Below are 26,202 nucleotides of genomic sequence, written 5' to 3'. Positions count from 1 at the left end.
TCATTGGAAAACGTACAGTGAAAGGAAAAAGGCAAACCAAGAAAGAACGTTATAGTGGAAGTGGGACGCAGTTTCGGAATCTTGAATCTGAGTTAGTTGTCCGTTAAATCAGTCTCAAAAGCTCGGCGTAATAGACATTGGGAGCCTTATTTCCGAGTTTTGAGTGCGGGCGACTTCCATTGTAATAGAAAATCCAATCCTTGATTTTAGTTTTAGCCTCCTTTCGTGTATCAAATTGCCCCGACGGTGGTGTGACCTCACGTTTCAGTGTTGCCCACAGCGATTCCGACGGTGCGTTATCCCAACATTGCCCCAGGCCGCTCATCGAGCTACGTAAGCCGTATTCTTGGAGCATTGCTTGAAAAGATAAGCTGCAATATTGAGATCCGCGGTCGCTGTGGAAAATGCATCCGGCATCAGGCATTTCGTTCTCATAGGCCATTTTCATGGCATTCATCACTAAGTCGCTGGTCATACGAGACTGCATGCTATAGCCCACTAAGCGCCTAGTTCCCAAGTCAATGACACTGGCCAAATACAACCAGCCCTCGCGTGTGCGGATATACGTAATATCGCCACACCAAGCCTCATTGATACCAAGCTCGTCAAATTGCCTCGATAAAAGGTTGGGCGCAACGGCCAATTGATGGTTGCTGTCAGTCGTTTTAACGTACTTGCGATGGAAGCGATGATAGATTCCGGCGTTTCGCATTAAGTTGCGAAGCCGCGGAACCGACACAGAGACGCCTTGCTGGCGTAAATGGCGGTAGCACACCATTTAACCGGGCGTATAGCCCTTACAACGACCCTCAATAAAGGCCTTGATCGTGCTGACAATGAATGCATCGGTATGCACGACACCATAACGATGGGTCTTGTCGCTTTTTCTCCAATCGTAAAAGCCACTAGTGCTGATACCAAGCAAGTAACAAGCCCGAGTCACAGAAATGCCGGAGTGCTTACCGACTGTACCGTCTTCAATGCACTGAGCAATAAAGGCGTACTTCTTTACGGCAATTTGCCGAAGTACGCCGCCGCTTTTTTTAAAAATTCAATCTCAGCTTGAGCTTTCTTGAGTTCTAATCGCAAGCGTGCGGTTTCATCGAGGTTTTTATTTTCTTGTTCTGAACGAGCTTCTTTGGCTTTTAAGCACCAGACATTCAGTGTCTTTGGGCTGATTCCAAGACTTTTAGCCACTTCAACTTGAGTCTCACCGTTGAGAACACGGCTGACAGCAGACTGACGAAATTCGGGGGAGAACTTAAAGTTTTTCTTCATTTTGCTAGATCCTTTTAATCGTATTGTAAGGATCAGATTCAAAATTCCGAGTCTACGACCTTACTTCATACCTTATCTGAAATACGATGGAAAACCCTGCTTTCATTCAACCCCATAGTTAAGTAGTATGAATTTAATCATTTTTTATAAACACTTATGGATCCTCATCATGATGAAACAACTAAAAAATCCCCCCCCCAACATAACAATTACTACTTAATTCAGTCTCAAAATAAGTCCTTCACTACACCATCAATAAAAAAATCAGGTTCTTTATCTATAAAAGCAACTGCGGTGGCCGTTGCTTTGGCAGTCAACTGTAGCTACATTTTCGCTCAACCAATCTCATCTTGGGATGAGTTTAGTGCTGCTGTCGACTCAAATGCTGTTGAACTCGATGTTAATGCTGATTTGAATTATGACAATACCTCAGAAACTCTCAAGGCTCATAATGCATTAAAAATTAATTGGAATGGCTTTGGCCTTAACACCTACCCGATTGCCCCTGGTAGCCTACTGACAGTGTTCTCCTCAGACAAAAGTTTAGAAATGTTCGGAGCTGGGCAGATTGAGTATGATGAAGTAAGCGGCACCATCATTGACTACACAGGAGGCATCCAAACACGAATTTCAGTCGAAGGAAGTGCTCAAGACCCTAATTCGCCTTGCATTGTTTCATTTGACCACATGGTCTTCCAGAATTCCCAAGACTTATCCGACCATGGAGGAGCATTCTCCTATATTGAAAGCACCACAGGACTTGACAATATTCCATACAATGAGATTTCTATTAGCAATTCTGTTTTTGCCAATAATTTTGCGAGGGCATATGGTGGTGCCATTTTCATTGATCGATCAATAAAGACCACTATCTCTAATAGTCTTTTTGAGGGAAATTCAACAGAAGTAAGCGGTGGCGCACTATTAATCAGCCGGAGTTGGAAGACAACCATTAAAGATACTAATTTCATTAATAATTCAGCGACATCCTTCGGTGGAGCAATCTATCTAGCTCATCTGTATCCTTCTCCAATAGGGAGTTCTTTACGCCCTGCCATTCCAAGAGAGAATAAGAAATTTGTCACGCCGATGATCCTAACCATTTCGGCAGAAAATAAAGATGTTTTGTTTGACCAAAACTCTGCAGCATATGGATCTGACATTTACATTAATATGGGCGATTTCGTTGAAGGATCCAAGTTATACACTTGGCGAGCACACTCTGCCAATCTGAATTTATCTGCCGGCCCTGAAAGGACAATCACCTTCAATGGAAATATTGAAGGTAACGGAAGTTATTATGACCTTGGAAGCAGCGGAATCTTTGAAACGAATATCAACATCAACATCAATCAAGAAGAAAATTCAACGGGAACGGTAACCTTTAACGGCATTATTGATTTCATCGACCAAGACAACAATACCATTATTGCCGATCTCAATTTTTACCGGGGAACGGTAAATATAGGCCATAAAGACACGCTCAAAACAAGTGGCGTGATGATTATGGGTGACGCCCAAAATCAGAGGAATCTCTCTTTTTCTGATAAACAGGTTCAAACATACACGATCCACTCTCTTGGGGCTAAAGAATCGGGCGAGCATCATGTTAACTTAACCATGGATGTCGATTTAGCAAACAATATTGCCGATTCTCTCTCTTTGATTGACCACCATATTCTTGGAAATGGGAGTCTTTCTCTGGATGTAGGACAATGGAACATCTTATCTGACATGGCTGACGGCCAAGACGTTGCAACCGTAACACTTTTAGAAGGAGACTCTATCGAAAATCTTTCGTTTGGTCTCTTAGATGAAGCACAAAGCGTCAATGGGAAGCTTTACAAATATAACGTAACGTTAGATGACGCTTCAAACGGAACTTACACTTTTTCATCGATTGCCGATGCGGATCCCGAGATCCCCATTGTCCCCCAACCTTCACATTTCAACCCCGAAGTCTACGCCGGTGTTCTTATTCAAAAGACGATCCAAACTCTTCAACATGAAATTTCTCAAAGACTCTTTAACTCAGAACACCTTAATAATGGAGCGTGGACAACATTTGGCCGAGTTGACGGTTCTGCTCTAGGCGGTCAAGTCTCTCTGAACGTCGAACACTATGATTCTGACTGGGACTTGGACTACGGTATCGCACTGTTTTCAGCAATGTCAGAGCCTCAACACTTCGGCAAATTATCTTCTCGACTGGGGATGTATGGTGGTTTTATAACCGCAAGCGGAGAAGATCGTGTCAATGATGTGAGCTCTCAAGGGGGCTTTTTAGGCCTTGCCGCAAAACTCTCCACTGGACAAACATTTGCAGACTGGCATGCCAATATCGGCTACTTGGCCAGTGATGTCAATAGTCATTTAGGAAACTCAACCGATATCGATAACTATTGGATTGGAAGTGGATTGTCATTAGGTATGCATCTTGCCATTCCGAATACAAGCTTCTCTGTCATTCCGTCTTTAGATGTCATTTATACGTACGTCAACGGCCAAAACTTTCGTTCTGCACATGATGTAAAAGTTTCAATGGATAGTTTCTCCAATTGGGAAGTTAGTCCCGGTATCCGAATCGAAAGTGCCATTCCAAACGATTGGCGTATATATGTAGAAGGACGTTATGTCTGGAATGATGACAATTCCGGAGCTACTGCATACGGCCTGACAGACAATGAAGGAAACAGCGTGAGCGATCAAGTTCTACCCGATCTCAAATTCGGAGACTATGCAGAAGTGTCATTTGGCATAGGCAGAGATGTCGGCAATTGGAATTTCAGAGCGGATGTTGACTGCCAAGCAGGCGATACACAAGGTTGGAGTGCTGCAATGGAAGCGCAATATCGCTTCTAATCTTTGCCTGGCAATTCGTCCTCTCTAAAAAGACCCTCCTTTTTCTTGCTCAACACGAAAAAAGAGGGTCTGAATCTATCTAAGTTTCATATGTTTGTCCGCGCCTTGGAGTAGTTTCATGCCTGCATTACTTCGATTGCAATTTCTTCCCAAATTGAGGTTTCATAAAAATTGCCATGAATACAAGAATTAAGAAAAACCCGCATTACCGCAAAAATACATAATTATCTTTAGTTTTGATCATTCTAATGGTTGAATTGACAACTTCTCTCAATAATCAAAGCAGGTATTTGGAATAGGGTTGCAGAACAGGAATTTTGAATCTCTATTGAAAGCCTCATTTAACCGAGTTCAGAAGCTGAACGTAGTATTCATTGGGTGATTGCATCCCCAATTTTGAATGCGGCCGACGTCCATTATAGTAGTACAACCAGTTCTGCACCTGTCTTTTTGCCTCCTCTCGTGAATTAAAGCAACCGTTTAACGGAAGCGCCTCCCGTTTCAAAGTCGCCCAAAAAGCCTCTGCTGCTGCGTTATCCCAACATTGTGCGCGTCGACTCATTGAGCTACGAAAGTGAAAATTTTGAAGCGTTTCTTGAAAAGCTTGACTGCAATATTGCGAGCCTTGGTCGCTATGAAAAATACAACCGTCGTTCGGTAGCTCATTTTCCCAAGCGTTTGTCAACGCATTGATAACCAGTTGCTTGGTTATGTGTTTGTCAAAGCAATAACCGACCAGCCTGCGCGTGCCCAAGTCGATCACCGCGGTCAAATACAGCCACCCTTCTGCTGTTGGGATATGCGTAATATCTCCGCACCAAGCTTCATTAATTCCAAACTCTTCAAAGCGCCTGTCAAGTAAATTTGGGGCTTTTGGCAAATCGTGATCACTATCGGTTGTACGCACATATTTGCGGTGGAAACGATGAAATAAACCTTCGGCCCTCATGAGGCGCCGCAAGCGTTTGATATCGATACTCAGGCCTTTTTGTCTGAGGAACCGATAGCAAACAAGCAGGCCCGGGATATGACCATTGCAAGCGGTTTTGATTTCTGCCTTGAGTGTTTCAAGAATGAAAGCGTCCGTATAAACGACCCCAAATCGATGCTCCTTGTCACTGTTTCTCCAAGCATAAAAGCCACTAACGCTCACGCCCAGTAAGCGATAAGCACGGGTTATGGGCAAGCCGACGTGCCGACCGATTTCCGCAGCATTAATGCAGTGTTCAAGAAAGGCGTACCTCGTTACGGCATTTTTGCGAAGTACGCAGCTGCTTTTTTTTAAAAAGGCAATTTCTGCTTCGCGTTCTTTCAGTGCCTTACGCAACCGGGCATTTTCTTCAGACAACGAAAGAGTGCCTGAAGACATTTCATCTTTAGCCTTCACGCACCAACGATTTAAAGTTTTGAAACTAATGCCAAGACTCTTGGCAACATCGATTTGCGTCTCTCCGTTACGAACACGGGCGATAGCAGAATTTTTGAATTCGTCAGAAAAACGTTTTTGCATTTTGATCCTCATCTAAGCTCAGTATTTTAAAAAAGTGAGAATCAAAATTCCGAAACTACAACCTTATTTCATAGAGGGCTTCCGCCATGTTTGATAGACCAATGGCCTATCAAGCATGCTTGGACCAACAACAAGGAGGGAAAATAAAAAGGTTAAAATGAAAAAGACACTAAGGAAATGATCTCCAAAGTGTCAACCTAATTAGGTTTTAGATCTTTTGCTGTAAAGAGAATTTGGCAAAAGAGAAAACCTGTCAACTAAATTAGTCATAGCTCTAAAAGCTGTCAACCAATTTCAGGCAAGGTCAATTACCACGTAAAAAGGAAGTTTTTCTTGCTCATTCCTCTCTTGTATTTTTGAAAAAAAGTTAGTCAATATCCGACATATTTCGAATACAGTAAAAGGAAATCATCAATGCCAAGATCAAGCCGATATCATCGGGTGTGCCAAGAACTTGTAAGTCAGTGCATTAGTGAATAACTTAGAAAATAGACTGGGGAGAAAGAAAATAAAAAAGGAACCCGAAGGTTCGCTGCAGAAAATTTGGTGCGCCGGGTAGGATTCGAACCCGCGACCCCCTGGTTCGTAGCCAGGTACTCTATCCAACTGAGCTACCGGCGCACTTGAAGGGGTGTATTTTAATCATTAATCAGAAAAAATCAATATGGGGATAGTACTACTAAAGGCTAAAATTTCCAAAATAATCAATGAATTAGAAGTCTCTAAAATAAAAAAGTAAATAAATCTCTTTAAAATCAACATGTTAAATGTTTCATTATTAAAAAATAACAAAATGTTGTGTAATGGCAAAAGCTGATTAAAAAATATGCGCCTATCTAGTCAATTTAACCTATGATAAAAGGCTGAGAGCAAATGCTCCCCCTGCTTGTGTGTTGTCTGTAAAGACACATGGGAAGCAATCGTTTTACATATGAGGAGTTGTATATGCAATTGAAACATACTTTGTTGGCCACTGCCTTAGTGGCTGCCAGCGCCACCGCCATGGCTTTGCCGAACGTCGAAGTTTTGGCTACGGGCGGTACGATCGCTGGTGCCGGCCAATCGGCCACGGGTACGGCCTATACCGCCGGTAAGGTCTCCGTGAACCATTTGGTCGCTGCAGTCCCCGCTTTGGCTGAAGTGGCAAATGTCATTCCGAAGCAAGTCGTTCAAATCGGTTCTCAAGACATGACCGACGATGTGTGGCTCAAGCTCGTGAAGACGATCAATGAAGACTGCAACAAGGTTGATGGTTTCGTTGTCACGCACGGTACGGACACGATGGAAGAAACGGCCTATTTTGTTCACTTGACTGCCAAGTGCACGAAGCCGATCGTTTTCGTCGGCGCCATGTTGCCCTCCACCGGTTTGTCTGCTGACGGTCCGAAGAACTTGTACAACGCCGTTGTGGTTGCCGCTTCCAAGGAAGCCGCTAACCGCGGTGCCATGGTTGCCATGGACGACAAGATCATCGGTGCTCGCGACGTGATCAAGACCAACACGACCGCTGTGGAAACCTTCCAAGGCGCTAACTTCGGTACGATGGGCTATGTTTTCAACTCCAAGGTGCATTTCGGCAATACGCCCGCAACGCCCCATACCACGAAGACCCCGTTTGACGTTTCCAAGCTGACGTCTTTGCCGAAAGTTGGTATCGTTTACAACTACTCCAACGTTCCAGCTGAACCGCTTCAAGCTTTGTTGAAGGCCGGCTACAAGGGTATCGTGACCGCTGGTGTCGGTAACGGTAACATCCACAAGAACTTGTTCCCGATCCTTGAAAAGGCTGCTAAGGACGGCGTAGTCGTCGTTCGTTCTTCTCGTGTCCCGACAGGCTCTGCCACGAAGGATGCTGAAATCAACGACGCTAAGTACGGTTTCGTTGCCGGTCAATACCTCAACCCGCAAAAGGCTCGCGTGTTGTTGCAATTGGCTTTGACGAAGACCAGCGATCCGAAGAAGATTCAAGAATACTTCGACAAGTACTAAGATCGACGGTTGAAACTCTCTAAGAGTTTCGAGTAGCTTCGATTAACCCCGGTCAGAAATGATCGGGGTTTTGTTTTGCTTTAAAATTCGGCTTCTATGACTGAAAACTATATCGGACGCTTTGCGCCTTCCCCTACCGGCTTATTGCATGCGGGCAGCCTTGTTGCGGCTCTCGCAAGTTTCATTGACGCTAAAGCCCATCATGGAAAATGGCTCATCCGTATTGAAGACGTTGATCAAACACGTTGCAAAAAAGAATGGGCAGAGGGCATTTTGTCAGTCCTCGATCGACTTGAAATGAAAAGCGACGGCCCCATTCTGTGGCAAAGTCAAAGAACTGATCGCTATTTGGAAGTCATTGATCAGCTGATTGCTCAGAAAAAAGTCTATGGCTGCTCCTGTACCCGTCACACGATTGAAAAAGAGAACGTGCGTTTAGGCGCCCCCCTTAATCACTATCCGGGAACCTGTCGCCAAGGCCCTCACGGAGCGATTCGCTCATGGCGATTTTTAACCAATGACACCCCCATCACCTTTACCGATCGCTGGAGCGGCCACTACAGTCAAAATGTTGAAAAAGCGGTGGGCGACTTTGTGGTAAAAAGAGCTGACGGTTTATTTGCTTACCAATTAGCCGTTGTTATTGATGACCACGACAGCGGTGTCACCGATATCGTGCGCGGAGCTGATCTCATTGACAATACTCCGCGTCAATTAGCGATTTACCGCGCTTTGGGCTGGGAAGAGCCAACCTATATGCACATTCCTTTGGTTCTGAATGATCGTCACGAAAAACTCAGTAAACAAGGTGGAGCGCGGCCCCTTAGCGAAAATCTATTAGAAGAACTCAACCATGCCTGGCATCATCTTGGCTTTGCACCGATTTCAGCCAAGAATCCGACTGATTTTTACAATCAAGCCATTCCTCTTTGGCAAAATCGATTCCAAATAGCAAAATAGCCTAGGCATCAACCTAGGCTACTTTAAGAAACTTGGAGCGGGAAACGAGTCTCGAACTCGCGACCTCAACCTTGGCAAGGTTGCGCTCTACCAACTGAGCTATTCCCGCGACAGGTTGAGTATTTTAATGAACCTTTTTCGAAATGCAAGTCTTTTTGTCACTTTTTTGAATTTTTTTCTTTTTGACAACCCTGCAGCTTTATTAAACCGCAGGAATCAGGTCCTTTGAGCGTTTATATAAAGCCGTTTTAACGAGTTCTTTCCAAGTAGGAGCGTCCCCCTTCGGAGACAATCGCTTAACTCTTTCCGCTCTTTCTGCTGTGTCTTCAAACTTAAGAGAAGCCAAGAGCTGATCAGAGGCTTCAAAGTCATTGCATTGAATCAGCATGTCACAGCCGGCTTGAAGCGCCGCCTGGGCTCTTTGCGTTACGTCACCCACGCCCACAGCTCCTTTCATGGAAAGATCATCAGAAAAGACCACACCGGTAAAGTGCAACTCTTCCCTTAAAACCTTTTTGAGCCAATGTTCAGAAAAACCGGCAGGGTTTGAATCAACCTTCGGATAGAGCACGTGAGCTGCCATCACAGAGTCCAATGCCTGTCCCATCCACCGATAAGGCTTAAGATCAGCAAAAAGGAGCCGGTCATACGGTCGGTCATCAACGGGCAATTCCAGGTGACTGTCTGCAATCACCCAACCGTGACCCGGGAAATGTTTACCGCAATTGCTCATGCCTGCTAAACGCAAGCCTTGAACAACAGCCAAGGCCAATTGCGTCACAACATTGGGATTATTTGAAAAGGCGCGTTCACCGATAATCTGTGAACGACCAACATTAATATCCAAACAAGGAGCAAAGGTGAAATCCACTCCGCAAGCACGAAGTTCTGCAGCCATCACATAACCGCAGGCCATCGCTGACAACAACGTGTTTTCCGGTTCATCAATCCACTTTTCGCCCAATTTCGCCATGGCAGGAATTTTGGTAAACCCCTCTTGGAAGCGCTGCACACGCCCGCCTTCATGATCGACGGCAATCAATAACCCGGGCTTTACCGCATGAATGGCCGCACAAAGTTCTGTGAGCTGATCACGATCGCGGTAGTTTCTTGTAAACAAAATCACCATTCCGACCAAAGGATCAGCAATCCTTCGAACATCATCTTTTGTAAGTGCTGTTCCTTCGATATCCAATACAAGCGGTCCCATCACGAACTCCTCTAAGATCTCTGCTCAGCCACGGCAAAAGCTGCCACGACACTTTTTTCATCGGTAATTGAAACGTGAACAAAAAGGCCTTCCTGCATCAAACGCTCCTTAAGCGGATCCTTAAAGAGCATAAGAGGCGCCCCCTTAGCGTTATGCATGACTTCCATGGACTGAAAGGTCACATCTTCGGCAATACCGGTTCCGAGCGCCTTTGAAACCGCTTCCTTTACTGCCCAACGGGAAGCAACAAAAGCCAAGGCATGCGAGTCACTGAGCGCTTTACGTTTTCTGTATAGCGGACGTTCATTTTCGGTAAGAAGACGCTCAACAAAGCGCTCGCCATGTTTACTTATCACATCGGCCACGCGGCTTACTTCCACTACATCACAACCGATTCCTCTAATCACATTATTTCCTTTAAAGCCTTTTTAATTCTTCAAATATCCGACGGGTATTAAGCGGTTTATCACCCGCGTAATGGGTAATCATCCGTCTCATGAGTTGTTTGGCAAAAGTCAGTGTTTCTTTGGAACGAAAGTCCCGGTCATGGAGCTTGCGAATCATCTCAGAAGGAATGACTAGATGACGATTTGTTTCAATAACATCCTCATTCCAAGGTTTTAATTCCTCACCGTCCCAATACCAAGGCTCACCAGTCACAGGAAGACCGTACCCCAAACTCTCCATCAGTTCCAACTCAAACGTTCTGAGAGCGACTTCATGATTGGATTCGGCATCGGCCAACTTTTCCAAGACTCGAACATATGAGGCGAATAATTCGCTCATCTCATCTTCTCTGGCCAAAAGCCTCACAAGCAGCTCATTGACATAAAAAGCTGAAAAAAGAGCATCACCTTCAATCGGGAAAAAGCCGCCCAACCACTGTGCTCTTAGGAGATTTTTGACTTCATTTTGTCCCGAAAAACCGATTTTCAAAGGGGAAAACGGTGTAAGGAGTCCTCGAAAATGACTGCCCGGTCGTTTAGCCCCGCGAGCCACGGCCACCACTTTGCCATGGTGCAAAGTGAAAAATTCGACAAGAAGGCTTGTCTCCTTCCAATTCCAGCTCTGAAGCACAAAGGCCGCGTCATCACTACTGACGCGGCGCTCTTTGTTTTCCTTGGAAAGTACTTCGGACATTACTCGTATCCCAAGCTCTTAAGTGCCCGGGCATCATCATTCCAACCTTTTCTCACACGGACCCAGACTTCAAGGTAAACGTTTTTACCGAGCATTTCTGCTATATCCGCACGAGCCAGGCGAGAGATCTCGCGCAGCTTTTCGCCCTGCGCTCCGATCACAATTCCCTTATGAGCTTCGCGCTCAACGATGAGCGTTGCAATAATTTCTGCCCGCTTGTCGTCTTCAACCCACTTATCAATCGTCACCGCGATTCCATAAGGCAACTCATCGCCTAAAAGTCGGAAGGCTTTCTCACGAATGATTTCCGCGGCTAAAAAGCGCGGTGATTTATCGGTATAAATATCCGGATCAAAGAAAGGCGGATTTTCAGGCAAAAGTTTTTCAATCTCCGCCATCAATTCGGATACTTGTTTTCCTTTTTCAGCGCAAACAGGAACAATCGCGGCAAAGGGGAATTTTTGCATGGATTGCGCCATTAAAGGCAACAGCGCATCACGCTCCTTCATTAAATCCACTTTATTGATAGCCAAAATGACGTTTTTAGCTTCAGGATGAATCAGTTCCAAGACCTTTTCATCCGCTGGCTTCCAACCACCGCTTTCAATCACAAGCACCACGGCATCGGTTTCACCCAGTGTGCTTCTGACAGAGCGATTCATACCGCGAATAAGGGCATTGCCGTACTTGGTCTGAAACCCCGGCGTGTCCACAAAAACAAACTGTGCCCGCTCATTCGTCACGACGCCCAAAACACGGTTGCGCGTTGTTTGTGGCTTTTTGGACGTAATACTCACCTTCTCGCCGATGATGGTATTGATAAGCGTGCTTTTGCCAACATTCGGGCGGCCCACAACGGCAATGTAGCCGCAACGGAAATTTTCCGGTACTTGAGGCATCCTAGTGATCCCCCTTTTTCTTGTTATGGAAATGCTGTTCAGCCAATTCGTAGGCGATTTTGGCTGCCGCCTGCTCGGCTGAGCGGCGACTCTTGCCAGTCCCCTTCACACAAATAGCCAACTTTTTGACTTCACACTGACAATCAAATGTTTGATCATGCGCGGCACCGCGGATATCAACCACAGTGTATTCGGGCAATCCCAAATGATGAGCCTGTAAGAATTCCTGCAACAGCGTCTTAGCGTCTTTACCCATGCGCTCCGGTGTGAGCTTACTTAAAACCGGCTCATAGAGTTTCAGAATCACAGCCTTCGCTGTATCAAAACCGCTTTCCGTCATGATGGCGCCGAAGATCGCTTCCATCGCGTCTGACTGAATGGAGGGACGATGCGCTCCTCCCGTCTTCATTTCCCCTTCACCCAAGCGAAGGTAATCGGATAAAACCAAACGATTAGCAATTTCAGCCAAAGCATCCTGGCAGACCAAATTCGCCCGAACGCGTGATAGTGATCCTTCGTTAAAGTGAGCGTCTCGTAAAAAAAGCGCTTGGCCGATCACACAATTTAAAACGGAATCACCTAAAAATTCGAGCCGTTCGTTATTTTCAGCGCCGAATGAACGGTGCGTGACGGCGCGCTGCAACAATTTGCGGTTTGTGAAACGGTAGCCGATTTTTTCTTCAAGGCTTTCTAAAGGCAACATCTTCGCTCTCCTATTGAATGGAGCCGATGCGGCCCATGTCACTGATATTTAACCAAATAAAAAAGGCTCGACCAACAATATCTTCACGCGGCACAAAACCCCAGAAGCGGCTATCAGCGGAATTATCTCGATTGTCACCCATCATGAAGTAATGACCTTCGGGGACTTTGCAAACCACATCCCCCATGTTGTAGAGGCATTGATTCAAACCATTGTGACCTTGAACCGGTCGAGCCATGGATGGCACCTTGTCATTTTCAAGGATCTTATGTTTGACACCATCCAGGTTTTCGTCAAATTGATCTAAATCCGTATAGGTCTCTTTATCAAAGAAAGTGCCGTCAGGCGTGATTTGCTGAAGTTCTCCGTTGATATAAAGCTGCTTGTCAACATAACGGATTTCATCACCGGGCAAACCGATCACGCGCTTAATAAAGTCAACATTTTTATCCAACGGGTATTTAAAGACGACAATGTCACCGCGCTTGGGCGCCGAGCCTTCGGTAATCGCAAAATTGAAAACCGGGAAACGCAAACCGTACTCGTACTTGTTAACGAGAATAAAGTCACCGGCGTGCAAAGTCGGCAGCATCGATCCGGAAGGAATACGGAAGGGCTCGGCAAGGAAGGAGCGCAAAAGGAAAACAAACAGAATGACCGGGAAAAAACCGCCCGTGTATTCAATCCATTTGGGTTGAGCACTGAGTTTTTGATAAATGCTTTGAGCTTCTCCGATAACACTCATCTCGCCCTGATCAATCGCTTGGCGATTCAGTTCAGAGAAACGATCAGCCTCTTCCTTGGCACGAAGCAAACGTTTCGGGCGCCACAAGAAACGGTCCAAACACCAAATAATGCCGGTGCCCACCGTCAATAACATCAAAACTAAAGAAAAATTCATTTCAGCCCCCGACTATTTGTCATCCACTTGCAAAATCGCAAGGAATGCTTCCTGAGGAATTTCAACCGTACCCACTTGTTTCATGCGCTTTTTACCCGCCTTTTGTTTTTCCAAGAGCTTTCTCTTACGAGTAATGTCGCCGCCATAACACTTGGCGAGCACATTCTTTCTGAGCGCCTTCACGTTTTCACGGGCAATAATATTGGCGCCGATGGCTGCCTGAATGGCAACGTCATACATCTGGCGCGGAATGAGCGAACGAAGACGCGTAACGATTTCACGGCCGCGTGCGACAGAATTGGCACGGTGAATAATGGAGGAGAGCGCGTCAACGCGATCGCCGTTAATGAGCATGTCAACTTTAACGACATCAGCCGCACGGTACTCCTTGAATTCATAGTCCATGGAAGCGTAGCCACGCGTCAAAGACTTCAAGCGATCAAAGAAGTCGAGAACGATTTCAGCCAACGGCAAATCGTACGTCAAATGCACCTGACGACCATGGTAGGCCAAGTTGGTCTGAACGCCGCGCTTTTCATTGCAAAGCTTCATCACGGGACCGACATAATCACTCGGAACGAAGATCGTCACCGTGTCAATCGGCTCACGGATTTCAGCAATTTTGTCAGGCGTGGGCAACTTGGAAGGATTTTCAACCTGAATCACTTCACCGTCTGTCTTTAACACTTCATAGACAACGGACGGGGCCGTGGTAATCAGGTCCATGTTAAATTCGCGCTCCAGGCGCTCCTGCACAATGTCCATGTGCAAAAGTCCCAAAAAGCCTGCCCGGAAACCAAAGCCCAACGCTTGCGAAACTTCCGGTTCAAATTGCAAAGCCGCGTCGTTTAACTGCAACTTCGTTAAAGCATCTCGAAGAGCTTCATACTGGTTCGATTCGACCGGATAAAGTCCGGCAAAGACCTGAGGCTTAACTTGTTTAAAGCCAGGCAGCGGCTCCTTGGCCATCTTATTGGCTAAGGTGATCGTATCGCCAACCTTGGCGTCTCGAAGTTCTTTGACACCAGCAATGACAAAACCCACTTCCCCAGCGGACAGTTTTTCGCATTGAGTGGATTTCGGCGTGAATTTACCCACTTGTTCAACTAAATGCGTGGCGCCTGTTGCCATCAGGTAAATCTTGTCTTTAGGCTTGATCGTGCCGTTGACGACACGCACAAGCATCACAACGCCCACGTAATTGTCAAACCAACTGTCAATGATCAATGCTTGCAACGGATCCGTATCGCTTCCCTTCGGTGCCGGCACATCGCGAACAATGCGCTCAAGGATATCTTCAACACCCATGCCGGTTTTAGCTGAGCACGGGATGGCATCGGTTGCATCAATGCCGATCACATCCTCGATTTCTTCTTTGGCGGCATCGGGATTGGCAGAGTTAAGGTCCATCTTATTGAGAACCGGAATAACTTCCACACCCAAATCAATGGCGGTGTAGCAGTTGGCTACCGTCTGAGCCTCAACGCCTTGCGTGGCGTCCACCACTAAAAGCGCGCCTTCGCAGGCGCTAAGCGACCGAGAGACTTCGTAAGAAAAGTCCACGTGCCCCGGGGTATCAATGAGATTGAGCTCATAGACCTGACCATCTTTGGCCTTATATTTAAGCGCAGCCGTTTGGGCTTTAATGGTAATGCCGCGTTCTTTTTCAAGATCCATGGAGTCCAAAACCTGGGACTCCATTTCACGGTCAGACAACCCGCCGCAGCGCTGAATCAGTCTGTCAGCAAGCGTCGATTTACCATGGTCAATGTGAGCAATAATGGAAAAATTGCGAATATTTTGCATTAGTCGAATGTAAAAACGTTAAAAATACGCATTCGGACCAATGGGAAAACCGGCTAGAAAAACTGCCTTTCCCTTTATTCCGAAACCAGGCCATTGTAACACGTCAACATGTTCTTTTAATGAAAAAAATGCCGAGAATTCAAAGAACTCCCGGCATCTTTATCTACGGAAAAATTTCTTACATTATTCTTACATTAGAACACGTAACGGGCTCCGACAGAATAATGATAAGACTCTGCATATTCACTGCCGCTTGCTCTATCCAAAGAACCATAAACGTAGAAGTTCCTAGAGGGGTTCAATTGAAGGCCAATACCGTAACTGATCCACGTTTCATCCAAGTCATTGGAGAACTTCAATGCAGAAGTCATACCCGGAGCCTGAGCAGTGAAATCATTATTTCCTAAGAAATCGTGATTAACTGAAGCATGGGCATAGATTATGCCGGCATCCTTGGGGAAGGCTGCTCCAAGGCGAGTACCTAAACGGCCCACCAAGGATTGGAAGTCGTCTTGTTCAACCTTCACCCCATTAGAAGCAGTGTAGTCATCACCTAAGACATATCCGTAAGCCAATTCAGCCTGAGGTTCAACGAAGAAGACATCGGAAAGTTTCCAGTGATAGCCGACTTCAGTTGATAATCCAAAGGCCGTATTGTCATAAGAGCCATCGAAAGCTTCTACATTGACTCCGCTTGAAGCATACAAATCCGTTGACATGCGGCCCACTCGGCCAATCACGTCAATGTAGCCGCCGCAGTCAAAGAATCCGCTCGCGTAAGCCGATAACATGTAGCTTTCGGAATCACCGTTGCCGTTGGAAAAATCAGCATCCATATTGGTATAGCTGAAAGCACCGCCGACAATCCAGTTGCTACCTACTGTAGCATCGGCACCCACTTGAATGCTATTGGTTTTGATCGTTGAATCAATGGAATCACTCAATCTGCTCTTGGCTCCATAGACGCGAGCCCAGCCGCCAGCCTTATTGAGGTTATCACGCACTTCACCTAAGCGCTGAGACAAACGATTGTTTTCTAAGCGGAATTGAACCAAAGTTGAAGCATTCATTTGTTCAAGAGCTTTCATGGCCGTATTTTCTTGGACAGCGTGAGAGCCGTCTGCGAGCTCTACAATGGCACCGCGAACTTTACCTGCCTGAGCTCCGGTCGTTGCACCATCTGCGTTGATAAAATTAAGCGCATCAGCTCCGTATCGATCGTTTAAATCGCCTGAAGCTAAAACCGAAACACTCTTGGTTGTGTTAGCAATTTGAACTGCATTTTCCCGAGCAGTATTAAATACGATTTGAGCTCTTTCACCTTTAACATTTTCCATACTCATCGTGACGTTTTCAGCCAAATTGAGTGTGGAGCCATTTAAGGCAACCGTACCAGTTCCTTCGACATTACCCTGCTGAACATTCACATCGGCATTCTGGAAATTTAAATAAGCATTATCAGAAACGCCAATAGAATTACCTTCCGTTGCCGTAATACTGATTTGAGGTCTTTCGGAACTGGCTGAATTAACAAAGTTAATCACGGCATTGTCATCTACATCGAGAGTGGCAAATGATGCGTTTTTAACAACGGTTGATGCTTTACCTCCAGAGACCAGATTAACTCTTTGAGCGTCGATTGTGATGTTACTAGCAACCTTACTACCTTGACTCTGAAAAGTTACAATGGCACCGGCTTCTCCGTTAACCTCAACAACCGGTGCTTTAATGAGCATTTGAGAGCCTGCACCAGACCCAATTGTGCGAGCCTGCAAAACACCGCAATCACCCGCATTAATTGAAATCTTTTCATCAGCGATAAGTTGTAAATTTGTCTTACCAGGATTAGGTCCGTCATATCCTTTATCGTAATCAAGTGCTTCAACTCCTACTTTCGAATGGCTAATGATATTAATCGTAGAACCGCTAAGGGAAAGAGACGAGGCACTCGTTTCAGATGTATTAGCAATCAAACCTACCAAAATTGCAGCTGGATCACTTTCAATTGAGATATCACCTTCGGCATCGATATTAACACTACCATTATTTCCCTGAACCATAATGCCATTACCATAATGGAGGGCCTTGATAGTGACATTTCCGACCTCAGTCATAGTAACTGAGCCATTGTTTGCATGGATAGGAATGGGATCTGTCCCTGAGTTTTGTTTGTCTTGAGATCCAGTAATATAAACATTATTAATATTTTTCAGAGTAATGCTACCGCCATTTCCCGCATAAAGCCCTACCGAATCTCCTACTAATTTAGGATTATTAAAATCAATTGTGAAATTATTTAAGTTTGAAATATTCCATAAGTTTGAATTAATAGCTGAAAATCCACGATACCAGCCACCGGTAATACTCAAATCGACGTTGTCATTTATGCCACTGATACTTTCATTTCCTGAAGCGTTATAAGCAGTCGAACCGATTAAATCCCCTTTCGCAGTCAATTCAGTTGATGTAGAAAGAGAAATTTCTCGAGCGTAAGAGTTAGAGATCATTAAGCATAAAGCAGCCGTTAAACTTGCTGCCAGCATTGTTTTTTTCATAATATTTTCCTTTTGGAAAGTGTAATGCGCAGCCTTCAGCGCATTTCTTCCTACACTAGCTCAACCCCCCCCTTGTCAAGATTCAATTGAAGATTTCATATTGGTGTAAAAATCTAAATGTTTGATGCTCTGCCAGTTGCACTTCTGCCATTGAGCAAAAGCTTTTGATGTAATCGCCGATATACAGGTATCAAACAACTTTTAAAAGAAGAGGGATTTATACAGACGCAGTATTGATCCCGTTTGTCTTCCTTAAGCCTGCCACAGAAACCATCTTCAACTAAAGCTGTTCTACAACAATTCCTGCACTCTTTAAAAATTTAATGCCGGCATCATCACGATACATCTCGTGATAGTAAACATGGGAGATACCGCATTTCTGAATTAGCAGTGAACAATGAATGCAGGGACTGTGCGTAATGAAAATCGCTGCGTCCTTGCTGCAGTAGCCGTTATACGCCAACTTTGCGATGGCATTGAGTTCCGCATGCTGTACTTCGGGTCGCGTGACTAACTTACCGTCAACTTCCATCTCACAGCAATTGTCGTAGCCTGTCGGCATACCGTTCCAACCGATTGAAATGATGGAATTGTTTTTCACAATCACACAACCAACTTTAAGACGCTTGGCATAGCTTCTTTGTGCAGCAAGCATGGCAACTTGCATGTACATCTGATTGTCTTTTTGGATATCCATCATTACTCCTAAACAGAAAGAACAAAGCCCGAAGAGCCTGATTCAGATTCTTCGGGCCATATATTAATCACAAGTTGGAAATTATTCTTCCCAATGCTTGAAGATCAATGTACCATTCGTGCCGCCGAAACCGAAGGAATTCTTCATAGCGTAACGAATCTTCATCGGGCGAGCGGCGTTGGCGCAGTAGTCCAAATCGCATTCGGCGTCTTGTTCAACAATATTAATCGTCGGGGGCGAGACTTGATTCTTCACAGCCAAAATCGTGAAGACGGATTCAATGCCGCCTGCACCACCCAACAAGTGACCGGTCATAGACTTCGTGGAGTTGACCACGAGCTTCTTCGCGGCTTCACCAAAAGCTTCCTTGATCGCCTTGGTTTCATTGATATCACCAACGCTCGTCGAAGTTCCGTGAGCATTCAGGTAGTCAATGTCTTCCGGTTTGATACCGGCGCGAGCAAGAGCCATTTCCATGCAGCGTCTCGGACCGTCTGTGTTCGGAGTCGTGATATGGCCTGCGTCACTCGTTAAACCATAACCCACGATTTCAGCGTAAATGTGAGCGCCACGAGCCAAGGCGTGTTCAAGTTCTTCGATCACCACCACACCGGCGCCTTCACCCATCACAAAACCATCACGGTCTTTATCAAAGGGACGGGAGGCGTGAGCCGGATCATCGTTGCGACGGCTCAAGGCATGCATATTGTCGAAGCCTGCCACACCGACCGGGCAAATGCTTGCATCAGCACCACCGGCCACCATCACATCGGCATCACCGCGGCGAATGATCCAACTGGCTTCACCGATTCCGTGAAGACCGGTTGTGCAAGCCGTCACGTGAGCAATATTCGGGCCTTTTAAGCCAAACATGATCGACAATTGGCCGGAAATCATGTTGATGATCGTGCCGGGAATCATAAAGGGAGAAACACGACGGGCACCGCGTTCATGAAGAGCGAGGTAGTTGTCGCAAATCATGCCCAAGCCACCGATACCGGAACCGATGGAGCAGCCGATGCGCGTGAGATCTTCTTTTTCCAAGTCAAGACCAGCGTCACGAATCGCTTGTGTACCAGCAGCAACGCCATAATGCACATAGCGGTCATAACGACGAGCTTCTTTCGCGGGCAAATACTCTTCAACATTGAAATCCTTGACTTCGCCGGCGATTTGGCAGCCCATGCCACTCGCATCAAAACGGGTTATCGGACCAATACCGTTTTTCCCCGCCAAAGCATTTTCCCAACTTGTCCTCACATCATTGCCGATCGGACAAACCATGCCAAGCCCGGTTACAACTACACGACGCATGGACATTCTCCCTTAAATATTCAATTCATTAACAAAACCCCGCCCAAACTTAACCAATTACTTGGTGTTTAAGGCGGGGCGTCCATCCTAGAGATGGCAAATATTACTTAGCGTTGGCTTGGATGTAGTCAATCGCTTGTTGAACCGTACGCAACTTTTCTTGTTGATCGTCCGGGATTTCAATCTTGAAAGCGTCTTCCAAAGCCATAACCAATTCGACCGTATCCAAAGAATCGGCGCCGAGGTCTTCGATGAAAGCAGATTCATTCTTGATGTCTGCTTCATTGATGCTCAATTGTTCGGCGATAACCTTCTTGACACGTTGTTCGATGTCGTTCATTTGATAAGTCTCCTTGATGACAATTCAAACCGACGCAGCCACTAGGTGCGCCGAAAAATTAACTTCTTAGTATTTTATCAGAGCAAATAGAAAAGATGAGGGTGAAAACCCTCATCCTTTCGGACTATACCATATACATGCCACCGTTGACGTGAAGTGTCACACCGGTGATGTAGGAAGCGGCAGGCGAAGCCAGGAAAAGCACCGCATTGGCGATGTCATCCGTTTGACCCAAACGGGCAAGCGGAATTTGAGCCAAAAGGGCTTGACGGTGATCTTCAGGCAAGGCGCGGGTCATATCCGTTTCAATAAAACCGGGTGCCACGGCGTTGACCGTGATATTGCGGGAAGCCAATTCACGAGCCAAAGCGCGTGTTAAACCGGCAACACCGGCTTTAGCCGCAGCGTAATTAGCTTGGCCTGCGTTACCCATGGAGCCCACAACGCTCACGATATTGATGATGCGGCCGCAGCGAGCCTTCATCATGCCGCGCATAACAATGCGGCTTAAACGGAAAGCAGGCGTCAGATTCGTGTCAATCACTTCCTGCCATTGTTCATCCTTCATGCGCATGGCTAAACCATCACGCGTGATACCGGCATTGTTGACCAACACCGTCACGGCACCGTACTTGGCTGCCACGTCAGCCAAAACTTTTTCGCTTTGTTCGGCATCGGTGACATTGAGCACAACGCCTTCACCCTTGCCGCCGGCTTGAGAAATCTTTTCTGTAATGCGGGCTGCGCCGGATTCGCTCGTAGCGGTACCAATAACGGTTGCGCCGGCTGCTAGGCAAGCATCCAAAATCCCCGCCCCGATTCCGCGCGAAGCACCGGTTACAAATACCACTTGATCTTTCAATGCGTCAGCAGTAAACACATTCGTCATTTTTTATATCCTATTGCTTAAGTTATTCTGCAGAGTTAATTTCTTCAAGCACAGCCACAAGCGAGTCTTGAGAATTAATATTTTTGACAACAATGGAGCTGTCAATACGTTTAATAAGTCCGGCTAAGACACGGCCCGGACCGCATTCAACGATATGCGTGACACCCATTTCCTTAAAAGCTTGAATAGTCTTTACCCATTGAACGGCACCGGCAGCTTGAGATGCTAACGCTTCAATGATCGCTTCCTTATCCTTGTGAACCTTCACGTCAACGTTGGCGACAACGTCAATTTCGGGAGCACTCATCGGAGTTTCTTCAAGCTTGGCGCGAAGCGCGACACTGGCGGGCTTCATCAACGAAGAATGGAAAGGTGCCGAGACAGGCAAAAGAAGTGCGCGCTTAGCGCCTTGAGCCTTAGCCAATTCACAAGCCTTTTCAACCGCAGCCTTTTCACCCGCAATCACCACTTGACCGGGTGAGTTGAAATTAACCGCTTCAACCACACCTTGAGCTGAAGCTTCTTGGCAGACTTGGGCCACCACTTCATCACTTAAACCGATAATGGCTGCCATTCCCCCCTGACCAACAGAAACAGCTTCCTGCATGGCCTTGGCGCGGAAGCGAACAAGACGCACCGCGTCAGCTAAATCAAATACGCCGGCAGCGGTCAGTGCGGAATATTCACCCAAACTGTGGCCAGCCATCACTTCAGGCTTTTTACCGCCCAAAGCAAGCCAAGCTTGATAAAGGGCAACGCTTGAGGTGAGCATGGCAGGCTGAGTGTTGACCGTCATATTCAAGCTTTCAGCCGGACCACTGTGAATCATTTCGGCTAAATTCTCTCCCAATGCATCGTTAGCAGTCTTTAAAGCAGCCTGCACAACAGCGTTATCTGCGAAACTATCCAACATGCCGACAGTCTGACTGCCTTGACCCGGGAATACAAAAGCTAATTTCATGAAATATTCTCCTTAGTCCATTTGACTAAAACGCTGCCCCAAGCCATGCCTGCACCGACAGCTTGCATTAAAACCACATCACCTTTTTGAATCTCATTATGACGCGCGGCGTTATCCAATGCCAACGGAACGGAGGCCGCCGAGGTATTGCCGTGGCGATTAACCGTCACGACCATTTTGTCTTCCGATATGCCAATCTTTTGGGCTACCTTTTGCATGATGCGCAAATTCGCCTGATGCGGAACATATCGGCTGATATCGTCAACGGTAAGACCGGCATCTTTTAAAACTGCCTGAGCGCTCTCACTCATGGAGCCCACGGCCATACGGAACACCTGCTGACCGTCCATGCGGACAAAGGGATCACCATGAATTTCGCCGCCGTTAACAAAAGCGTTGCAGCCCAACACCTTTTCATCAAGCGTGCCGTCCGCGCTAAGCCTTGCAGCAAGAATCCCCGGTTCATCGGATGCTTCCAACACAACGGCACCGGCCCCGTCACCAAAGAGCACACAAGTCGAGCGATCATCCCAGTCCACAATACGGCTCATGATGTCAACACCAACCACAATCGCCTTTTTATAAACACCGGTGCGGATAAGCGCATCCGCGTTGGTTAATGCATAGACAAAACCGGCACAGACGGCCTGCAAGTCAAAGGCCGCTCCTTTGGCGCAGCCCAAGAGTTTTTGCAATTGACAAGCGGTGCTCGGAAACACCATATCAGGTGTCGTCGTTGCAACGATAATCAAATCGATTTCAGAAGGATCAACACCTGCATCCCAAAGAGCGGATTTAGCCGCGCGTTCAGCTAACTGCGTGGTTGTCAATCCCCTTTCAGCCAAATAGCGCTTCTCAATTCCGGTACGAGTGCGAATCCACTCATCACTCGTTTCGATATTGCGCAGAGCCAATTCATCGGCCAGGGCCTGATTGGAGGTAGAACGTTCCGGCAAAGCCGAACCCGTCCCAATGATTTTCGAATAAATCTGAGGCATGAACAAAAGCCTTTCTCAAAAAAATTGCTCTAATTGTAAAGCCAATACCCACCCGTTTATAAAGGGCAAAAATCAAGATTTGAAACAAAATTTGACAGAGTTTGAAACACACTCATGTTAATCTTCGATCGTCAAGAGTTAAATCTGAAAGGCCTACCCCATGCGTCTACACCACTTATTGCTAGTCATTCCTTTCGCATTAGTCAGTCAATTGTCGATTGCGAGCAACGATATGGACATTACAGATGTCACTTGCACGGTCAGTCACATCAATGAAGTGGCTCAAAAAGAAGGACTTGAAAAGGCTCAGGCGCTCGCTCAAAGCTGTATTGCCGCTGGATACGATGATGTTGAAAAACAGGTGAAAGAAGCCGGCAACACACTAATGGATCACTACGAAGCCGCCAAGTCGTATATTGGTGAAAAGACCGATGAATACAGCGAAAAGGCGGGAAATATTAAAAAAGAGCTGATGCGCTAAGAGAAAACAATTTATTTTCCCGAGGAGGGAAAAATGGAAACCGAAAGTTCTTTAGTCAATATTGGCCCTTCCGAATTCATTGAAGGCTTCAACCTCATGGATGCAAGGCTAGAAACGGGAATCAAGATGCGCTTTGCTATCGGTGGCAAAGGTCCTGCTCTCATGCTTGTGCACGGTCATCCTCACACTCATATTATCTGGCGAAAAGTTGCGCCGCTTCTGGCTCAAAAGTACACGGTTGTCCTCCCCGATCTGCGCGGATACGGTGACACGGATAAGCCTGAGAGCACACCGGATCACCGCCCATACAGCAAAAAAGAGATGGCTAAAGACCTCATCTCTTTAATGAAACTATTAAATAGGCCAACCTTTGCTTTCGTCGGCCATGATCGTGGTGCTCGGGTGGGACATCGTTTGGCTCTTGATTATCCGGAAAGCGTTACAAAGGCTGTTTTTGTCGATATCGCACCGACAGCGACCATGTATGCCCTAACTAATAAGGAATTTGCGACAAAGTACTTCTGGTGGTTCTTTCTCATCCAACCGGAACCATTTCCTGAAAAACTGATCGGTTTTGACCCCGACTATTTCCTTCATCATCACATTGACGGCCAAATCAAAATTAAGGGTTGTGTCGAAGACAAAGCCTTTTACGAATATCTTCGCTGCTACAAAGATCCCAGAACCATCCACGCGATTTGCGAGGATTACCGCGCAGCCGCCACCATTGATCTCGATGACGATAAAGAGGATGCTGACAAAAAAATCCAGTGTCCCCTCCACCTGTTATGGGGTGCTCGTGGCACAGTCGGCAAACTCTATGATGTGGTTGGTACTTGGAAAGAAAAAACGGTAACGGTAAGCGGTGAAGCATTAGACTGCGGACACAGTCCCGAAGAAGAGTGTCCGTCAGTTTTCTTAAAAAAAGTCCTGGCGTTTTTGGACTAAATCAGACACTACTTGCTCATTACTGATCGCTCTTCAAGGCAAAGCTTTTGAGCCGCACAAAACGCAGCGACTATACCGATCGCTGTTGAAATTACGGTGACAGCGGCAAAGCCGGCTCCGCCCGTCCCCAAGCCCGATAGCGGAGCAACGATACCGCCGGCGACAAAACCCAAAGCGCCGAGAAGCGCCGCAGCACTGCCCGCACGCTCCCGTTGACGATCAAGGGCCAAAGAAGTTCCGGATGGAATGGTAAGGCCTAAATTCAACAAAGAAAACGCGACTGCGGCCTCAAGAAACCAAACGGACGCTTGCCAATACAGCGAGGCTGCAATTAGACTCGCTCCCAACAGCATTCCAATGGAGCCGATTTTCAGAGAAAACAGAGCCGATTTAAACCGCTGACAAACAAAGGTTCCAATGGTGATAACAATCGCGTTGCAACCAAATACTATCGAGTAAGTCAAAGGCGAGAGGCCGAAAAGTTCCTGATAGACAAAAGGACTGGCTGAGATATAGGCAAATAACAAACCAAAACCCGCACACTGCTGAACGAGAAGCAAGGCAAATGTTTTGTCATTTTTTAACAGAGCAAAAAGACTGAAAAAAGGAAACTTGGCGGTATTCGGACGATAACTCTTAAGAGTTTCCTTAAAAAATAAAGTAGAGATCAAGAGCACTACACCAATAGCCAACAAAACCACAAAAATATCACGCCAATTGAGGTATTCATTGACAAGCGCTCCACAAATCGGTGCCAACACCGGCGCCAATCCCTGAACAGCTCCGATAATGGACAAAAACTTGGCTAAATCCCGGCCGCTATATAGATCGGTTGCAATTGACTTGGCTAAAACTATACCACCTGCACCGCCCAGTCCCTGTACAAATCGAGCAACCACAAAAAATTCCATTGTCGGTGAAAAGACACAAGCAACGGTTGCCACACAAAAAACAACCAATGAACATAAAAGAGGCACTTTTCTGCCTTTACGATCCGATAATGGCCCCACAATAAGTTGACCGATTGCAAGCCCCCACATAGAGGCTGAAAGACCAGCTTGGGTCAAAGCCGCCGAAGCGTTAAGGTCTTTGGCTTGAGCGGGCATCGCCGGCAAATAAAAATCAGTAACAAACGGACCGAATGCGGTCAATGCAGCCAAGAAAATCACCATAAAAATTGCACTAGCAAATGTTTTTTCAGACATCTTTACACCTCACAAGGAACACAAACAAAATAACCTTGAAAAGATGTATCTAATGCAAACGGCAACCGGTTACGGAAGGTGCTAGAAATTGCCTTGCCTGTCTCGGCAAGGAACCAAAATGAAGAAAAATCTCGTAGGTTGTAATTGAAGGGTTTGTCAGCATGCGGGCATTTTAAACACAAAACGAAAAAAGGGAACCCAAATTTCGGATTCCCCTTTTTTAATCGACGATTGAAAATCACTGTAGAAGCTTTCCCGTTTTGTCTCCCACCGCAACGTTTTGCACATTGGCTGTGGGGTTTTCGGCGTTGCCGGCGAAGGCTAAAGTCGAGATTAACTTCAGAGTGCTTTTCTCAATCCAGTGAATTATTCACCCTTAACGTCGATCACCTTCTTACCACGATAGAAGCCGTTCGGGCTGATGTGGTGACGGAGGTGAACTTCACCGGTCTTCGGTTCAACAGCCGTAGCCGGGTTCGTCAAGAAGTCATGAGCACGGTGATTGCCGCGCTTGTTGGTCGATTTTTTATTTTGTTGGACTGCCATAGCAATACCC

At 46.3% G+C, this 26,202-nt stretch carries 25 protein-coding genes and 2 tRNA genes; 5 read left to right on the top strand and 22 right to left on the bottom strand.

Annotated features, from left to right (window positions below):
• Positions 1 to 103: 103 nt before the first annotated feature.
• The 3 genes from M3080_RS08600 to M3080_RS08590 form a co-directional block, all read right to left on the bottom strand.
• On the bottom strand, positions 104 to 778 hold the full coding sequence (locus M3080_RS08600) for an IS3 family transposase (RefSeq protein WP_283162581.1): 675 nt from the start codon (positions 776 to 778) through the stop codon (positions 104 to 106).
• Entirely contained in the window at positions 779 to 943 is a 165-nt protein-coding gene (locus tag M3080_RS08595) for a hypothetical protein (RefSeq protein ID WP_249092735.1), read from the bottom strand.
• Between the two features lie 65 nt (positions 944 to 1,008).
• Positions 1,009 to 1,278, bottom strand: a complete 270-nt coding sequence (locus M3080_RS08590) for a transposase (RefSeq protein ID WP_249092734.1) — start codon at positions 1,276 to 1,278, stop codon at positions 1,009 to 1,011.
• 156 nt (positions 1,279 to 1,434) lie between these two features.
• On the opposite strand from M3080_RS08590, the gene M3080_RS08585 reads away from it, so the two are divergent.
• Complete coding sequence (locus M3080_RS08585; protein WP_249092733.1) at positions 1,435 to 4,140, top strand: hypothetical protein; 2,706 nt, start codon at positions 1,435 to 1,437, stop codon at positions 4,138 to 4,140.
• Between the two features lie 337 nt (positions 4,141 to 4,477).
• Here the strand turns inward: M3080_RS08585 and M3080_RS08580 are convergent, their stop codons facing one another.
• Both M3080_RS08580 and M3080_RS08575 read right to left on the bottom strand, forming a co-directional pair.
• On the bottom strand, positions 4,478 to 5,650 hold the full coding sequence (locus M3080_RS08580) for an IS3 family transposase (protein ID WP_249092732.1): 1,173 nt from the start codon (positions 5,648 to 5,650) through the stop codon (positions 4,478 to 4,480).
• Between the two features lie 544 nt (positions 5,651 to 6,194).
• Positions 6,195 to 6,271: transfer RNA gene (locus M3080_RS08575), tRNA-Arg, on the bottom strand.
• 324 nt (positions 6,272 to 6,595) lie between these two features.
• Here M3080_RS08575 and ansB point away from each other — a divergent pair.
• Together ansB and gluQRS are read left to right on the top strand one after the other, a co-directional pair.
• Entirely contained in the window at positions 6,596 to 7,639 is a 1,044-nt protein-coding gene (gene ansB / locus M3080_RS08570; protein ID WP_249092731.1) for an L-asparaginase 2, read from the top strand.
• 96 nt (positions 7,640 to 7,735) lie between these two features.
• Positions 7,736 to 8,599, top strand: coding sequence for a tRNA glutamyl-Q(34) synthetase GluQRS (gluQRS, locus tag M3080_RS08565; protein ID WP_249092730.1), 864 nt, complete (start codon positions 7,736 to 7,738; stop codon positions 8,597 to 8,599).
• Positions 8,600 to 8,632: 33 nt separating this feature from the next.
• Here gluQRS and M3080_RS08560 read toward each other — a convergent pair.
• From M3080_RS08560 to M3080_RS08490, 15 genes are all read right to left on the bottom strand, one after another.
• Positions 8,633 to 8,708 (bottom strand) — tRNA-Gly (locus M3080_RS08560).
• 93 nt (positions 8,709 to 8,801) lie between these two features.
• Positions 8,802 to 9,809, bottom strand: a complete 1,008-nt coding sequence (gene nagZ / locus M3080_RS08555; RefSeq protein ID WP_249092729.1) for a beta-N-acetylhexosaminidase — start codon at positions 9,807 to 9,809, stop codon at positions 8,802 to 8,804.
• Positions 9,810 to 9,820: 11 nt separating this feature from the next.
• Positions 9,821 to 10,216: a holo-ACP synthase gene (gene acpS, locus M3080_RS08550; RefSeq protein WP_249092728.1), complete on the bottom strand. Its 396-nt coding sequence runs from the start codon at positions 10,214 to 10,216 to the stop codon at positions 9,821 to 9,823.
• Positions 10,217 to 10,226: 10 nt separating this feature from the next.
• A complete protein-coding gene (gene recO / locus M3080_RS08545; RefSeq protein WP_249092727.1) occupies positions 10,227 to 10,949 on the bottom strand; it encodes a DNA repair protein RecO in 723 nt (240 codons plus the stop codon).
• A complete protein-coding gene (gene era / locus M3080_RS08540; protein WP_249092726.1) occupies positions 10,949 to 11,848 on the bottom strand; it encodes a GTPase Era in 900 nt (299 codons plus the stop codon). Before era ends, recO begins: the two co-directional genes overlap by 1 nt.
• A gap of 1 nt (position 11,849) precedes the next feature.
• A complete protein-coding gene (gene rnc, locus M3080_RS08535) occupies positions 11,850 to 12,551 on the bottom strand; it encodes a ribonuclease III (protein WP_022472998.1) in 702 nt (233 codons plus the stop codon).
• 10 nt (positions 12,552 to 12,561) lie between these two features.
• Complete coding sequence (lepB, locus tag M3080_RS08530) at positions 12,562 to 13,452, bottom strand: signal peptidase I (protein WP_249092725.1); 891 nt, start codon at positions 13,450 to 13,452, stop codon at positions 12,562 to 12,564.
• A 12-nt stretch (positions 13,453 to 13,464) separates the two neighbouring features.
• On the bottom strand, positions 13,465 to 15,258 hold the full coding sequence (gene lepA, locus M3080_RS08525) for a translation elongation factor 4 (protein WP_249092724.1): 1,794 nt from the start codon (positions 15,256 to 15,258) through the stop codon (positions 13,465 to 13,467).
• Positions 15,259 to 15,452: 194 nt separating this feature from the next.
• Entirely contained in the window at positions 15,453 to 17,813 is a 2,361-nt protein-coding gene (locus tag M3080_RS08520; protein WP_249092723.1) for an autotransporter outer membrane beta-barrel domain-containing protein, read from the bottom strand.
• Positions 17,814 to 18,093: 280 nt separating this feature from the next.
• A complete protein-coding gene (locus tag M3080_RS08515) occupies positions 18,094 to 18,510 on the bottom strand; it encodes a deoxycytidylate deaminase (RefSeq protein ID WP_022473004.1) in 417 nt (138 codons plus the stop codon).
• 81 nt (positions 18,511 to 18,591) lie between these two features.
• On the bottom strand, positions 18,592 to 19,830 hold the full coding sequence (gene fabF, locus M3080_RS08510) for a beta-ketoacyl-ACP synthase II (protein WP_249092722.1): 1,239 nt from the start codon (positions 19,828 to 19,830) through the stop codon (positions 18,592 to 18,594).
• A 97-nt stretch (positions 19,831 to 19,927) separates the two neighbouring features.
• Positions 19,928 to 20,164: an acyl carrier protein gene (acpP, locus tag M3080_RS08505; protein WP_022473006.1), complete on the bottom strand. Its 237-nt coding sequence runs from the start codon at positions 20,162 to 20,164 to the stop codon at positions 19,928 to 19,930.
• Between the two features lie 124 nt (positions 20,165 to 20,288).
• Positions 20,289 to 21,053 (bottom strand): 3-oxoacyl-ACP reductase FabG, encoded by a 765-nt coding sequence (fabG, locus tag M3080_RS08500; RefSeq protein ID WP_249092721.1) that lies wholly within the window; start codon positions 21,051 to 21,053, stop codon positions 20,289 to 20,291.
• Between the two features lie 22 nt (positions 21,054 to 21,075).
• Positions 21,076 to 22,014, bottom strand: coding sequence for an ACP S-malonyltransferase (fabD, locus tag M3080_RS08495; protein WP_249092720.1), 939 nt, complete (start codon positions 22,012 to 22,014; stop codon positions 21,076 to 21,078).
• Positions 22,011 to 23,012, bottom strand: a complete 1,002-nt coding sequence (locus tag M3080_RS08490; protein WP_022473009.1) for a beta-ketoacyl-ACP synthase III — start codon at positions 23,010 to 23,012, stop codon at positions 22,011 to 22,013. Before M3080_RS08490 ends, fabD begins: the two co-directional genes overlap by 4 nt.
• Before the next feature lie 160 nt (positions 23,013 to 23,172).
• Between M3080_RS08490 and M3080_RS08485 the strand changes: the two genes are divergently transcribed.
• Together M3080_RS08485 and M3080_RS08480 are read left to right on the top strand one after the other, a co-directional pair.
• Positions 23,173 to 23,493: a hypothetical protein gene (locus M3080_RS08485; protein WP_249092719.1), complete on the top strand. Its 321-nt coding sequence runs from the start codon at positions 23,173 to 23,175 to the stop codon at positions 23,491 to 23,493.
• A 33-nt stretch (positions 23,494 to 23,526) separates the two neighbouring features.
• Positions 23,527 to 24,441, top strand: coding sequence for an alpha/beta fold hydrolase (locus M3080_RS08480; protein ID WP_249092718.1), 915 nt, complete (start codon positions 23,527 to 23,529; stop codon positions 24,439 to 24,441).
• An 8-nt stretch (positions 24,442 to 24,449) separates the two neighbouring features.
• Here the strand turns inward: M3080_RS08480 and M3080_RS08475 are convergent, their stop codons facing one another.
• Complete coding sequence (locus M3080_RS08475) at positions 24,450 to 25,646, bottom strand: multidrug effflux MFS transporter (protein ID WP_249092717.1); 1,197 nt, start codon at positions 25,644 to 25,646, stop codon at positions 24,450 to 24,452.
• Between the two features lie 366 nt (positions 25,647 to 26,012).
• Positions 26,013 to 26,192 (bottom strand): 50S ribosomal protein L32, encoded by a 180-nt coding sequence (rpmF, locus tag M3080_RS08470; RefSeq protein WP_022472295.1) that lies wholly within the window; start codon positions 26,190 to 26,192, stop codon positions 26,013 to 26,015.
• Positions 26,193 to 26,202 lie beyond the last annotated feature (10 nt).

Source organism: Parasutterella secunda, assembly GCF_023336895.1.
In the GTDB taxonomy this organism is placed as follows: Bacteria; Pseudomonadota; Gammaproteobacteria; order Burkholderiales; family Burkholderiaceae_F; genus Aphodousia; species Aphodousia faecalis.
This window is presented reverse-complemented; position numbering and strand designations above follow the sequence as displayed.

Excerpts from the sequence above, each read along its gene's own strand:
- M3080_RS08485 (WP_249092719.1), top strand. The coding sequence starts at position 23,173 with ATGCGTCTACACCACTTATTGCTAGTCATTCCTTTCGCATTAGTCAGT.
- M3080_RS08580 (WP_249092732.1), bottom strand. The coding sequence starts at position 5,650 with ATGCAAAAACGTTTTTCTGACGAATTCAAAAATTCTGCTATCGCCCGT.
- nagZ (WP_249092729.1), bottom strand. The coding sequence starts at position 9,809 with ATGGGACCGCTTGTATTGGATATCGAAGGAACAGCACTTACAAAAGAT.
- ansB (WP_249092731.1), top strand. The coding sequence starts at position 6,596 with ATGCAATTGAAACATACTTTGTTGGCCACTGCCTTAGTGGCTGCCAGC.
- fabG (WP_249092721.1), bottom strand. The coding sequence starts at position 21,053 with ATGACGAATGTGTTTACTGCTGACGCATTGAAAGATCAAGTGGTATTT.
- fabD (WP_249092720.1), bottom strand. The coding sequence starts at position 22,014 with ATGAAATTAGCTTTTGTATTCCCGGGTCAAGGCAGTCAGACTGTCGGC.
- lepA (WP_249092724.1), bottom strand. The coding sequence starts at position 15,258 with ATGCAAAATATTCGCAATTTTTCCATTATTGCTCACATTGACCATGGT.
- recO (WP_249092727.1), bottom strand. The coding sequence starts at position 10,949 with ATGTCCGAAGTACTTTCCAAGGAAAACAAAGAGCGCCGCGTCAGTAGT.
- rpmF (WP_022472295.1), bottom strand. The coding sequence starts at position 26,192 with ATGGCAGTCCAACAAAATAAAAAATCGACCAACAAGCGCGGCAATCAC.
- M3080_RS08600 (WP_283162581.1), bottom strand. The coding sequence starts at position 778 with ATGGTGTGCTACCGCCATTTACGCCAGCAAGGCGTCTCTGTGTCGGTT.
- rnc (WP_022472998.1), bottom strand. The coding sequence starts at position 12,551 with ATGTTGCCTTTAGAAAGCCTTGAAGAAAAAATCGGCTACCGTTTCACA.
- M3080_RS08515 (WP_022473004.1), bottom strand. The coding sequence starts at position 18,510 with ATGGATATCCAAAAAGACAATCAGATGTACATGCAAGTTGCCATGCTT.
- gluQRS (WP_249092730.1), top strand. The coding sequence starts at position 7,736 with ATGACTGAAAACTATATCGGACGCTTTGCGCCTTCCCCTACCGGCTTA.
- M3080_RS08490 (WP_022473009.1), bottom strand. The coding sequence starts at position 23,012 with ATGCCTCAGATTTATTCGAAAATCATTGGGACGGGTTCGGCTTTGCCG.
- lepB (WP_249092725.1), bottom strand. The coding sequence starts at position 13,452 with ATGAATTTTTCTTTAGTTTTGATGTTATTGACGGTGGGCACCGGCATT.
- era (WP_249092726.1), bottom strand. The coding sequence starts at position 11,848 with ATGCCTCAAGTACCGGAAAATTTCCGTTGCGGCTACATTGCCGTTGTG.
- M3080_RS08590 (WP_249092734.1), bottom strand. The coding sequence starts at position 1,278 with ATGAAGAAAAACTTTAAGTTCTCCCCCGAATTTCGTCAGTCTGCTGTC.
- fabF (WP_249092722.1), bottom strand. The coding sequence starts at position 19,830 with ATGTCCATGCGTCGTGTAGTTGTAACCGGGCTTGGCATGGTTTGTCCG.
- M3080_RS08475 (WP_249092717.1), bottom strand. The coding sequence starts at position 25,646 with ATGTCTGAAAAAACATTTGCTAGTGCAATTTTTATGGTGATTTTCTTG.
- M3080_RS08520 (WP_249092723.1), bottom strand. The coding sequence starts at position 17,813 with ATGAAAAAAACAATGCTGGCAGCAAGTTTAACGGCTGCTTTATGCTTA.
- acpP (WP_022473006.1), bottom strand. The coding sequence starts at position 20,164 with ATGAACGACATCGAACAACGTGTCAAGAAGGTTATCGCCGAACAATTG.
- M3080_RS08585 (WP_249092733.1), top strand. The coding sequence starts at position 1,435 with ATGGATCCTCATCATGATGAAACAACTAAAAAATCCCCCCCCCAACAT.
- M3080_RS08480 (WP_249092718.1), top strand. The coding sequence starts at position 23,527 with ATGGAAACCGAAAGTTCTTTAGTCAATATTGGCCCTTCCGAATTCATT.